Here is an 11643-nt window from a genome sequence, read left to right as displayed (position 1 = left end):
TTAACCTGAAATCAATCTGAAAAGGTTTCAAACGAATTGTAAACAGCCGTGCATTGACACACCTACGGCATTCCTCTATACTTTTTTCAGACTGATTTCAGGATCATTTTGTATCCTAACCAAAAAGAGGTGATGACTCCATGCGCGTACTGATCGTGGAGGACGAGTGCCGTCTGGCCGAAGCGCTGGGGCAGATCATGAAGGAACAGCGTTATCAGGCCGACCTGGTTTTTGACGGGGCTGACGGTTTGGATTATGGCCTGACCGGCCAATATGATGTGATTCTGCTGGATGTAATGCTGCCTAAGGTAGACGGTTTTGAAGTAGCCCGGAGGCTGCGCTGCGCTCACGTCTCCACTCCGATCCTGATGCTCACCGCCCGGGATGAGGTCCCGGACAAAATCGCCGGTCTGGACCACGGTGCCGACGACTATATGACAAAACCTTTCGACATGGGCGAGCTGCTGGCCCGGGTACGGGCCCTGACCCGCCGTCAGGGAGAGGTCATCAGCGAAGAACTTACCGCCGGAGACCTGACGCTGGAACTTTCCTCTCACACCCTGCGCTGTCAGGGGCGCTCGGTACGTCTGGGATTTAAGGAGTTCGATGTCCTGCGCCTGCTCATGGCTTCTCCCCGCGCCGTGATCCCAAAAGAAGACATTATCGCCCGGGTCTGGGGACTGGAGTCCGATGCAGAGGACAATAATGTAGAGGTATACATCTCCTTCCTGCGCAAAAAACTGGTGTTTCTGGACTCCTCTGTCACCATTCAGACCGTCCGAAAGGTTGGCTACCATCTGGAGGTACCCAACTCATGATTCGGACGCTGCGGCGCAAATTCATCCTCATCAATCTGCTGCTGGTGGGACTGGTCCTGCTGATCGTGTTCGGGCTGCTGCTGGCGGCCAATGCCAGACGTCTGGCGGGTGAGAGCGACGCCTCCATGCGCATGGCGCTGGCCCGGCCGGACAACGAGGATCCCCCCCGCTTTGCCATTGATGATCCGCCGCCGGAGCGGCGGAACCCGGGCCACCGAGAGCAGTTCTTCTCCATGGTCCCGGTTTTCGTGGTTACCGTGGAAGACGGGGTGGTCACCCACATCAACGACGGCGGCCAGGTGGATGTATCCGATGAGACCGCCGCGCAGGCCGCCCAGGACGTGCTCGACCTGGGAACGGACAGCGGGACCCTCTCAAGTCCCAGCCTGCGTTTTCTCAAACAGCTGCTGCCCGACGGCACGGTACGCATCGCCTTTGCCGATCGCAGTTGGGAGACCAATTCGCTGCGCACACTGGCGATCACCTCTCTGGGCGTATGGAGCCTTGCCATGGTATTGTTCTTCTTCCTCAGCCTGTTTCTCTCTTCACTGGCTCTGCGTCCAACAGAGCGCGCATGGCAGCAGCAGCGGCAGTTCGTGGCCGACGCTTCCCACGAGCTCAAGACCCCTCTCACGGTGATCCTGGCCAACACCGGCATCGTCCTCTCCCACAAGGAGGATACCGTGGCCTCTCAACTCAAATGGCTGGAATATACCCATGAGGAGGCCGTACAGATGAAGGGGCTGGTGGACGATCTGCTATTTCTGGCCAAATCCGACCACACCAACCGCACCATCGTCCCTTGTCCACTCTCCATGAGCGAGCTGGTACTGGGTTGTCTGCTTCTCTTTGAATCAGTCGCCTTCGAGTCCGGCATCACACTGGAAAGTGAAATCGCCCCCGACCTTACCCTGCGTGGGGATGAGGGTCAGCTGCGCCGCCTGGTGATGATTTTGCTGGACAACGCGGTCAAATATGCCGGCCCGGGCGGTGCTGTCCGTCTGGAACTGGAGAACCATCAGGAACGCCTGCGCCTGAGCGTACACAACACCGGTGACCCCATTCCTCCAGAGCATCTGCCCCATCTGTTTGAACGGTTCTATCGGGCGGACGCCGCCCGGGATCGTACCCGCGGTGGATATGGGCTGGGACTTGCCATCGCCAAGAGCATCGTAGACGGCCACCGTGGAAAAATCTCTGTGACCAGCACAGCGGAGACGGGAACCACCTTCACTGTCCTGCTACCTATAAAATAAAAACAAGGGGACCGGCATATGCCGGTCCCCTTGTTTTCATAAACTCAATAATTGATGCTGCGCAGCTCAAAATAGGCCTGCGGATGGGCGCACACAGGGCACACCTGGGGCGCTTCCTTGCCAAAGTGGATGTGGCCACAGTTGCGGCACTTCCACATGTACTCGTCTCCGCGCTTGAACACCACGCCCTCCTCCAGGTTCTTCAGAAGGGTCAGGTAACGCTCCTCATGCTCTTTCTCAATCTTGCCCACGCCTTCAAAAAGGAAGGCCAGTTTCTCAAAACCCTCTTCACGGGCGGTCTCGGCCATCTCCTTGTACATCTGGGTCCACTCTTCGTTTTCACCGGCCGCGGCAGACTTCAAATTGGCCATGGTATCGCCGATGCCGCCCAGCTCCTTGAACCACAGCTTGGCGTGCTCCTTCTCGTTGCCGGCCGTCTCCTCAAAAATGGCCGCGATCTGCTCATAGCCTTCCTTCTTGGCCTTGCTGGCAAAATAGGTATACTTGTTGCGAGCCATGCTCTCGCCTGCAAATGCCTTCCAAAGATTGGCCTCCGTCTTGCTGCCTTTCAGTTCCATGCGTCATTTCCTTCCTTTCTAAATTAAAATACTGTCTTATTCGTTTCCCTTCCAAAAGCCATGCAGATTGCACAGCTCATAGGCCTCTACCGGCTCATCGCCATAGCAGAAAGTCTTGAGCTCCGGCTTATCGCCGGGCTTGGGGAATTTCATCACAACGGTGTCGCCGTGTACCGCGGCGATCAGGGGAATATAGTGCTCAGGAAGCATGGGATGTTCCACGCTGCCTACCTTTACGGTGATAGACGCGCCGCTTCCGTGGGGGGTACGCTCCACCACGGGAACGTGCTTCTCCAGCGCACCGTCGGTGGTGTTGGCCGTCAGCTCTTCCATCTTCTGGCCACAGCACATCACCGGGACTCCCTTGTCCACCACTTTGAATACAATGTTTCCACAATGGGCACAACGATACAACTTGAATTCCATTCCGATGACTTCCTTTCTAATTTCATTTTCCCGGGCAGGGCTCAGCCCGCCGCCCGGCATTTCCTGCAACTGCCGTGAAAAATGGTCTCATGCCCAGCGATCTTGTGCCCGCTGACTTGAGCGGCCGCCTCATCCACGGTCATATCATAAGGTATCTCCAGATCGTAGACCGCACCGCACTCCTCGCACCGGAAATGGGAGTGCGGCATCGTATTGGCATCATACCGTTCCACCGGAAATGCCATGCGGACAATCACTCCCTCATCCGCCAGCAGCTTTAAATTCCGATATACGGTGCCCAAACTCAAATTCGGATTGGAAGGTTTGAGCCATTGATAGATCATCTCCGCAGTGGGATGCTCCCGACTCCCTTTCAGCGCTTCATAGATCAGTTCCCGCTGCCGGGAGTAGCGTTTGCCATTCATAGGGCACCTCTTTTCTAAATAAAATCAGTAACCATTACTGTTATCGTTATTATAGCATCTCTTTTTCCTTTATGCAACCCTTTTTTTCCTGTCGTAAATTTTTCTTGAGCGTGCATACTACTCACGGGGAACTACTTGAGATTTTAGGGAGGATCAGACATGAAACGGACCCTTTTACTTGCTCTCTCTGCTGCTGCGCTTACCATTGCGCTGGCTGGATGTACCCCTAATGTGGGACCCGACGCCACCCACACCCCCACGCCTACCTCTACTTCATCCATGACCGGATCGGCAGGCAATGCGATGCAGGACGCGGGTGACGCGGCTCGGGACATCGCCGACGGCGTCGGTGATGCGGCCCGGGATGCAGTGGACGGAGCCAAAGACGCCGCCCGGGACATCGGCAACGGTGTCAAACAGGCGGTCCAATAACGGAAAAATGCGGCGCGGAATAGTCCCGCGCCGCATTTTTATCCTCTTTTTGTAAGAAGTGATTTAGAATATCGTAAGGGTTTGGACCGTTGGATGTCAAAAACGTATGCTATCCTCTCGTTATAATAACATCAAAGAAAAAACGGGAGGCATATGTACATGAATAAACCCACTCTGGCTGTCCTTTTCGGCGGCTGCTCCAGCGAATATTCTGTATCACTTCAGTCTGCCTATGCGGTCATTACGCACCTGGACCGGGACAAATACGATATTGTTCTGCTTGGCATCACACAACAGGGGCGCTGGCTTCTTTACACCGGCCCGGTGGATGCTCTGCTGGATGATACCTGGCACCAGGATGCCAAGCACACGGTACCGGCTCTTATCTCGCCGGATCGCGGCGTCCACGGGCTGCTCCTCATCGCTCCGGCTGGTCCCTCCACCCTGCGGCTGGACGCCGCCTTTCCCGTGCTCCATGGTAAAAACGGGGAGGACGGCACCCTTCAGGGGCTGCTGGAACTGGCGGGCATCCCGGTGGTGGGCTGCGGCGTGCTGGCCTCCGCCGTCTGCATGGATAAAGACGTGGCCCACCGCCTGGCTGCGGAAGCGGGAGTGGAGGTCCCCCCCTCTGTCCTCTTCCGGGCGGGCGAGGACCTGGGCCTGCTGCCCGAACGGATCCGCAAACTGACCTTTCCCTGCTTTGTAAAACCCGCCCGTGCCGGCTCCTCCTTTGGCGTCAGCCGGGTAGAATCCGCCGAGGCTGTACCGGCCGCAGTGGCTGCCGCGCTGGAACACGACAGCAAGGTGATCGTGGAACAGGCGATCCCCGGCTTTGAGGTAGGCTGTGCCGTTCTGGGAGAGCGTGAAGTCACCGTAGGTCAGGTAGATGAGATCGAACTGACCCAGGGCTTTTTCGACTATACGGAAAAGTACAATCTCATCACCTCCCGCATCCACATGCCGGCCCGCATTTCCCCGGAAACGGCCCGGCGCATCCAGCAGACCGCCGTCAAGGTCTATCGGGCGCTGGAATGTTCCGGTTTTGCCCGGGTCGATCTGTTTCTGACCCCGGATGGCCGGGTGGTGTTCAACGAGGTCAACACTATCCCCGGCTTCACCGGCCACAGCCGCTATCCCAACATGATGAAGGGCATCGGTCTGGATTTTACCCCCTTGTTGGACAAGCTCATCGGATCGGTGGTGGACGTATGAACGGCACGCTGTTTCTGGTCAACGAGCACCACCCGCTAGACTGGGAACCGGCTGAGGACCTTCTGGTCCCCGCCGACTCCCGCTGGCCGGAGATCCGTCTGCACGTCCGAGCCAAAGTCATGCTGGAACAGCTGCTGCACCATGTCGGCGCCACCTCCGTCATCCGTCCGGTCAGCGGCTATCGCCCCCGTGCCGAGCAGCAGCAGCTCTGGGAGCAATCCATGGCTGAGCACGGCGCAGTTTTTACCCGGACCTATGTGGCCCGGCCCGGGTGCAGCGAGCACCAGACAGGTCTGGCCATCGACCTGGGGGAAAACATACCTGAGCTGGACCCCATCTGCCCCTCCTTCCCGACGGACGGACCCTGCGGCGCGTTCCGGCGGCGTGCCGCAGATTTTGGCTTTATACTTCGTTATCCAAAGGGCAAGGAGACCATCACCGGCATCGGCTACGAGCCATGGCACTTCCGCTATGTGGGCTGGCCCCACGCCCGCATTATGGAGGAACACGGGATGGTCCTGGAGGAATACCTGCAGTGGCTGCGCACATTTCCGTTGGACGGCCCCCATCTGCACTACCGCGGTCTGGGACGCGCCTTCGAGGTCTGCTACCTCCCTCCCAGCGTCACTCCGCAGACCGAGCAGCCTCATCCCGGTATGTCTCTCTGCCAGTGTTCCGACACCAATGACGGCGGAAGGGTGCTTACTCTGTGGAGGGATGCAGGATGACTTCTACCCGTCTGGGCGGCCTGGACGATTTCCGGGTACCGGCAGCGCTGCTGGTCATCGCCATCCACACCGGGCCTCTGCTCAGCATCAGTCCCGCGGCCAACTATCTGCTCACCGACATTCTGGCCCGACTGGCCGTGCCCTTCTTCTTTGCCGTCAGCGGCTGGTTCCTTCTGCCCAGAGTTCAACAGCAGGGTATGGCCGCGCTGCTGCCCTTCCTGAAAAAAATCCTGATCCTGTACAGTATTTCCGCTTGTCTGTACTATCCGGTAAAAATTTATAACCACACCTTCTCCTGGACCAGTCTGCCCCGGGAGCTGATCTTTGACGGCCCCTTCTACCACCTGTGGTACTTCCCCGCTCTGCTGCTGGGCACGCTTCTGGTCTGCCTGTCGCTCCGGTATCTGGGACGGCGGGGCACCGCCGTTCTGTGCGCCGCTCTCTATCTCTTCGGCCTGCTGGGGGACAGCTATTACGGCCTCACCCAGGCCATACCGCCCCTGCACCGGCTGTATGAAGCCCTGTTCCAGTGCTTTGACTACACCCGCAACGGGCTCTTCTTCGCACCGCTCTTCCTCCTACTGGGGGACCGGGCCGGACAAAACCCGCCAAGGCACGGTCGGCAGCGCTGCTGGATCGGCTTTGGGCTTGGACTGACCGCACTGATCGTGGAGGGACTTACTGTAAAGTATTTTAACCTTGCGCGTTTTGACGCTTTTTATCTGGCACTGCCCCCCTGTCTGTACGCCCTGCTTCAGGGCCTGCGTACGCTGGAGCTGCCGCCCCGACCCGGTCTGCGCGCCTGGAGCGGCGCGATATACATCCTCCACCCCATGTGCATCCTGCTGGTGCGTGGCTTTGCCAAAATGTCCGGACAAACCGCGCTGTTGGTGGACCAGAGTCTGGTTCACTACGCGGCTGTAGTGGGGCTGTCCGCCCTGCTGGCGCTCCCCTTTGTCCTGCTGCGACGAAGGCCTTCTACCTCAGCCCGCAGCCGGGCCTGGATCGAGTTGGACGCCGGAGCCTTGCAGCACAATCTGGCCGTCCTGCGGGACCGGCTGCCTGCTGGCTGCACCCTGATGGCTGTGGTGAAGGCCAATGCCTATGGCCACGGCGCAGTGGAGATCGCCCGGCTGTGCGCGGCGGAGGGTGTGGATGCCTTTGCCGTGGCCACTGCCCAGGAGGGCGCACAGCTGCGGCGGGCCGGCATCCGCGGCACCATTCTGGTACTGGGCTATTCCGGCCCGGAGCTGGTCCCTCTGCTGGCCCGCTGCCGCCTGACCCAGACCGTGGTCAGCGCCGAACATGCCCGGCTGCTGGACGGCTGCGGCCGCCGCCTGCAGGTCCACCTCAAGCTGGACACCGGTATGCACCGGCTGGGCATTCCCTGGGACGACGCAGCATCACTGGCAAGTATTTATGCCTGTCAAAATCTGAAGGTGACCGGAACCTTCACCCACCTGGCCCGGGCCGGGCAGCGGACCCTGGAGGGAGAACATGCCACCGAAAAACAGCTTGCCTGTTTCCGGACGGCCACCGAACGGCTGCGCTGCGCCGGATTCGACCCGGGTGCGCTTCACGTACAGAGCAGCTATGGGCTGCTCAACTACCCGGAGGTGACCTGTGCCTATGTGCGCCTGGGCATCGCCCTGTATGGCTGCCTCAGCGCTCCCGGTGACCACCCCCGTCTGTCTCTTCCCCTGCACCCGGTGCTCGCTCTGCGGGCCCGGGTGGTACAGGTACGTGCGCTGTGTCCCGGAGAGACAGCGGGCTATGACGGGGATTTTACTGCTGTCCGCCCCTGCCGTGTGGCCGTACTGGCCATCGGCTACGCCGACGGCTGGCCCCGCTGCCTGTCCCATGGTGTGGGCCAGGTCCTGCTGCACGGAAAACCGTTTCCCGTGGCCGGGCTCATCTGTATGGATCAGATGCTGGTCGACGTGACCGAGGTGCCCGACGTCCGCCCAGGGGACATCGCCACCCTCATCGGACGGGACGGCGATGCGGAGCTCACCGCAGCCCAAGCTGCCCGGGACGCCGGCACCATCGCCAACGAACTGCTCTCAAGACTGGGCCCCCGCCTGGAGCGAATCCTCCTGCCCTGAAAAAATGCCCCGGGCTTGTGCCCCGGGGCATTTCGTGCTATCATAAGGAAAAAAGAGGTATCCGGGGCCGGAAACGGTCCCGGATACCTATTCAGAAAGTGTAGTGATCTCCCATGGACCGGTCCGACCAAAACCGCCTGACGGAGGGCAGCGTCCCGCGGAAAATGCTCCTCTTCGCCCTGCCCATCTTTCTGAGCAACCTGTTCCAACAGCTCTATAACGCCGTAGACTCCCTGATCGTCGGCAATTTTATCGGCAGCTCCGCCCTGGCCGCCGTAGGCTCCTCGGGCAGCCTGATCCTACTGCTCATCGGCTTTATCAACGGCGTCTCTCTGGGCGCTGGAGTACTCATTGCCCGGTTCTTCGGCGCGGGGGACGAGAAAAATCTGGAACGGGCGGTCCACACCACCGTGGCCCTGGGTCTGGTCTCCGGCGTGGTACTGACGGTGGTGGGCGTGCTGCTCACCCCTCAGATCCTGCGCTGGATCGGCACCCCCGCCGACGTGATCGAAAACTCCATCCTCTACTTCCGGGTCTATTTCCTGGGCTCCAGTGCGGTGGTGCTCTACAACATGGGAGCCAGCATCCTCCAGTCCGTGGGAGACAGCCGCAGCCCCATGAAGTACCTGATCTTCTCCTCCGTGGTCAACGTGGTGCTGGACCTGCTGTTCGTGGCGGTTTTCCACTGGGGAATCGCCAGTGCAGCCCTGGCCACCATCATCAGCCAGGCCGTCAGTGCCTTCCTGGCCTTCCGCAAGCTCACTTTGACCCGGCACAGCTATCGGGTCTGCTGGCGGCGGGTACGCTTTGATGGGGATATGTTCCGCCAGGTGATCACCCTGGGCGTTCCCTCCGGGGTTCAGAGTTCGGTGATCTCCCTGGCCAACGTCATTGTGCAGGCCAACATCAACGCCTTCGGCTCCTCGGCCATGGCCGGGTGCGGGGCCTACAGCAAGGTGGAGGGCTTTGCCTTTCTCCCTGTCACCTGCTTTGCCCTGGCTCTGTCCACCTTTGTCAGCCAGAACATCGGTGCCAAGCGCTATGACCGGGTACGGGAGGGCATGCGGTTCGGCCTTCTGTGCAGTCCCCTTCTGGCCGAGGGCATCGGGCTCATCATCTTTGCCCTGGCCCCGGTGCTGATCTCCGCCTTCAACAGTGAGCCGGAGGTGCTCGCCTTCGGCGTAGCCGACGCCCGGACCGTGGCGCTGTTTTACTGCCTGCTGGCCTTCTCCCACTGCTGCGCCGGCATCCTGCGGGGCATGGGGCGGCCTATCGTCCCCATGACCATTATGCTCTCGGTCTGGTGTGTGCTGCGCATCACCTACATCACCATCACCGTCCGCCTCATTCCCGATATCCACGTGGTTTACTGGGCCTACCCCATCACGTGGAGCATCAGCTCCCTGCTGTTCCTGCTGTGCCTGCGCAGGCTCCATTTCCCAGCCATGGAGGAAGAACACACCCTCTGAATCTAAAAATCCCCGTACGGGCAATGCCTGTACGGGGATTTTTCATTACTGGTCGTGGTCGGAGGCCATCTTCTCCTGCTTGACCTTGTGGTCGATGACATGGCGGCTGGCCAGCTCGGCCTTCACATCCTCCAGCGTGATGCCCATATCCACCATGAGCACCAACACGTGGTAGGCCAGATCCGCGATCTCATAAATGGTCTCCTTCCGGTCCTGGTCCTTGGCCGCGATGATGACCTCGGTGGACTCCTCGCCTACCTTTTTGAGGATCTTGTCCAGTCCCTTCTCAAAGAGGTAGGTGGTGTACGAGCCCGCCGGCCGCTGGCGGTTGCGCTCCTCCAGCAGCTGATAGAGCCCCTCATAGCTGAATTGTGCTTCCATCTCCGTTCTCCTCCCTTTCATAGATCGGATTTCCGTCAAAACAGGAATCGCTACCCAGGTGACAGGCGGGCCCGTCCTTGAGCACCCGCACCAACAGAGCATCCCGGTCACAGTCGGCCCGCAGCTCCACAATGTGCTGATAATTGCCGCTGGTGTCCCCCTTCAGCCACAGCTCCTGCCGGGAGCGGGACCAGAAGCAGGTCAGCTTCCGCTCCAGGGAGATGGCCAGAGACTGCCGGTTCATATAGGCCAGGGTGAGCACCTTCCCCGTCCGGGCATCCTGTACAATGGCAGGGATAAGCCCCCGCTCGTCAAATTTCAAGCTCTCCAGATCGATCACAGCCGCACACACACTCCATTCCGTGCCAGTTCTTGCTTCAGTTCCGGGATGGTCACCGTCCCGAAGTGGAAGATGCTGGCCGCCAGTCCGGCGGACAACTCCGGCAGCGCTTGGAACAGATCCACAAAGTCCTGGATGCCTCCCGCGCCGCCCGAGGCCACCACCGGCACCCGGACCACCTGGCTCACGGCCTGCAGCATCTCCAGATCAAAGCCGTTTTTCACCCCGTCGGTGTCGATGGAGTTGACCACCACCTCGCCGGCACCCTGGTCCACTCCCCGGCGGATCCACTCCAACGCGTCCAGCCCCGTGTCCACACGGCCGCCGTCCAAAAAGACGTGATAGCGCCCGTCTACCCGCTTGGCGTCCACCGACAGGACCACACACTGATCGCCGTAGCGCTTGGCCGCCTCGCCGATGAGCTCCGGACGCCGGATGGCCCCGGAGTTAACCGAGACCTTATCCGCTCCGCAGGCGAGCACCCGCTCAAAGTCCTCCAGGCCCCGGATACCGCCCCCCACGGTCAGGGGAATAAAAATGGTGGCGGCCACCGCCGTCAGGATATCGGTAAAAAGCCGGCGCCCTTCAAACGAGGCGGTGATATCGTAAAAGACCAGCTCGTCCGCGCCGGAACGAGAGTAATATTCAGCCAGTCTCACTGGGTCGGACACGTCCTGCAGATCCAGGAAATTGACCCCCTTCACCACCCGGCCATCCTTGATGTCCAGGCAGGGGATGATACGCTTTGTCACCATATCAGCCCACCTCCTCCAGCGCGGCCGACAGATCCAGCGCGCCGGTATAGAGGGCTTTACCTAGTATAGCGCCGTACAACCCCAGCGCCTTCAGCTGGCGCAGATCCTCCAGGCCGGACACGCCGCCCGAGGCGATGAGTTCCAGCGGGAACTGGTCGCTCAGCGCGCGGTAGAGCTCCACGTTGGTCCCGCCCAGCATCCCGTCCCGGGAGACATCGGTACAGATGACCGTCTTTACACCCAACTCGCACAGGCTCTGGAAAAACGCCTGTACGCTCTGTCCGGTGGTCTCCTGCCAGCCGTGGATGGCGATGGCTCCGTCCTTCAGGTCCACCCCCACCGCCACCTGCCGGCCATAGCGCTCCAGCGCCGCCCGGAGAAACTCCAGATCGGTCACCGCCCGGGTGCCCAGGATGACCCGGGCCACCCCCGCGTCCAGATAGCGGCCAATGGTATCCAGACTGCGGATGCCGCCGCCTACCTCCACCTGCAGGCCCGTGTCCCGGCAGAAGGCGGCCACCGCGCCGAAGTTCGGGGTAGTTCCGTCCCGGGCTCCTTCCAGATCCACGGTGTGCAGCCACCGGGCGCCGGCGTCCTCAAACGCTCGGGCCTGGGCCACCGGGTCGTCCCGGTAAACCGTCATCTGTTCATAGTCGCCCCGGGTCAGGCGGACCACCTTTCCACCGTACAGGTCAATGGCCGGTAATAAAATCATCTT

Annotated in this window: 14 protein-coding genes; 7 read left to right on the top strand and 7 right to left on the bottom strand. The window is 60.4% G+C overall.

What is annotated here, in order from left to right; translation table 11 throughout:
• The first annotated feature begins 140 nt into the window (after nucleotides 1-140).
• Nucleotides 141-818, top strand: coding sequence for a response regulator transcription factor (locus WMO45_RS07555; RefSeq protein ID WP_349139977.1), 678 nt, complete (start codon nucleotides 141-143; stop codon nucleotides 816-818).
• Entirely contained in the window at nucleotides 815-2074 is a 1260-nt protein-coding gene (locus tag WMO45_RS07550; protein WP_349139976.1) for a sensor histidine kinase, read from the top strand. The genes WMO45_RS07555 and WMO45_RS07550 overlap by 4 nt, the downstream gene beginning before the upstream one ends.
• 44 nt (nucleotides 2075-2118) lie before the next feature.
• Here WMO45_RS07550 and rbr read toward each other — a convergent pair whose 3' ends face one another.
• From rbr to WMO45_RS07535, 3 genes are read right to left on the bottom strand one after another with little or no spacing between them, the layout of a single operon-like run.
• Nucleotides 2119-2652: a rubrerythrin gene (rbr, locus tag WMO45_RS07545; protein ID WP_349139975.1), complete on the bottom strand. Its 534-nt coding sequence runs from the start codon at nucleotides 2650-2652 to the stop codon at nucleotides 2119-2121.
• A gap of 36 nt (nucleotides 2653-2688) precedes the next feature.
• Nucleotides 2689-3078, bottom strand: coding sequence for a desulfoferrodoxin family protein (locus WMO45_RS07540; protein WP_349139973.1), 390 nt, complete (start codon nucleotides 3076-3078; stop codon nucleotides 2689-2691).
• Between the two features lie 41 nt (nucleotides 3079-3119).
• Nucleotides 3120-3503, bottom strand: a complete 384-nt coding sequence (locus WMO45_RS07535) for a Fur family transcriptional regulator (protein WP_349139971.1) — start codon at nucleotides 3501-3503, stop codon at nucleotides 3120-3122.
• Between the two features lie 159 nt (nucleotides 3504-3662).
• On the opposite strand from WMO45_RS07535, the gene WMO45_RS07530 reads away from it, so the two are divergent.
• The 5 genes from WMO45_RS07530 (at nucleotide 3663) to WMO45_RS07510 (ending at nucleotide 9449) form a co-directional block, all read left to right on the top strand.
• Entirely contained in the window at nucleotides 3663-3935 is a 273-nt protein-coding gene (locus WMO45_RS07530) for a hypothetical protein (RefSeq protein ID WP_349139970.1), read from the top strand.
• 159 nt (nucleotides 3936-4094) lie between these two features.
• Nucleotides 4095-5147: a D-alanine--D-serine ligase VanG gene (gene vanG, locus WMO45_RS07525; RefSeq protein ID WP_349139969.1), complete on the top strand. Its 1053-nt coding sequence runs from the start codon at nucleotides 4095-4097 to the stop codon at nucleotides 5145-5147.
• Nucleotides 5144-5875: a M15 family metallopeptidase gene (locus WMO45_RS07520; protein WP_349139967.1), complete on the top strand. Its 732-nt coding sequence runs from the start codon at nucleotides 5144-5146 to the stop codon at nucleotides 5873-5875. The genes vanG and WMO45_RS07520 overlap by 4 nt, the downstream gene beginning before the upstream one ends.
• The gene (gene vanT, locus WMO45_RS07515; RefSeq protein ID WP_349139966.1) at nucleotides 5872-7980 is read left to right on the top strand and encodes a serine racemase VanT catalytic subunit; all 2109 of its coding nucleotides are present in this window, start codon (nucleotides 5872-5874) and stop codon (nucleotides 7978-7980) included. Before WMO45_RS07520 ends, vanT begins: the two co-directional genes overlap by 4 nt.
• A gap of 113 nt (nucleotides 7981-8093) precedes the next feature.
• Nucleotides 8094-9449, top strand: a complete 1356-nt coding sequence (locus WMO45_RS07510; RefSeq protein WP_349139965.1) for an MATE family efflux transporter — start codon at nucleotides 8094-8096, stop codon at nucleotides 9447-9449.
• A gap of 45 nt (nucleotides 9450-9494) precedes the next feature.
• On the opposite strand, the gene hisE is transcribed toward WMO45_RS07510, so the two are convergent.
• Genes hisE through hisA form a run of 4 tightly spaced genes read right to left on the bottom strand, consistent with a single transcriptional unit; the run spans nucleotide 9495 to nucleotide 11640 of the window.
• Nucleotides 9495-9830: a phosphoribosyl-ATP diphosphatase gene (gene hisE, locus WMO45_RS07505; RefSeq protein WP_349139963.1), complete on the bottom strand. Its 336-nt coding sequence runs from the start codon at nucleotides 9828-9830 to the stop codon at nucleotides 9495-9497.
• Complete coding sequence (hisI, locus tag WMO45_RS07500) at nucleotides 9808-10170, bottom strand: phosphoribosyl-AMP cyclohydrolase (RefSeq protein ID WP_349139962.1); 363 nt, start codon at nucleotides 10168-10170, stop codon at nucleotides 9808-9810. The genes hisE and hisI overlap by 23 nt, the downstream gene beginning before the upstream one ends.
• Nucleotides 10167-10925, bottom strand: a complete 759-nt coding sequence (gene hisF / locus WMO45_RS07495) for an imidazole glycerol phosphate synthase subunit HisF (protein ID WP_349139961.1) — start codon at nucleotides 10923-10925, stop codon at nucleotides 10167-10169. The genes hisI and hisF overlap by 4 nt, the downstream gene beginning before the upstream one ends.
• Nucleotide 10926: 1 nt before the next feature.
• The gene (gene hisA, locus WMO45_RS07490) at nucleotides 10927-11640 is read right to left on the bottom strand and encodes a 1-(5-phosphoribosyl)-5-[(5-phosphoribosylamino)methylideneamino]imidazole-4-carboxamide isomerase (protein WP_349139959.1); all 714 of its coding nucleotides are present in this window, start codon (nucleotides 11638-11640) and stop codon (nucleotides 10927-10929) included.
• Between the last annotated feature and the right edge of the window lie 3 nt (nucleotides 11641-11643).

It is taken from the genome of Flavonifractor hominis (assembly GCF_040095835.1).
GTDB classification, from domain to species: Bacteria; Bacillota; Clostridia; order Oscillospirales; family Oscillospiraceae; genus Flavonifractor; species Flavonifractor hominis.
The sequence above is the reverse complement of the archived record's forward strand: the minus strand, read 5'-3'. Positions and strand labels throughout refer to the sequence as shown.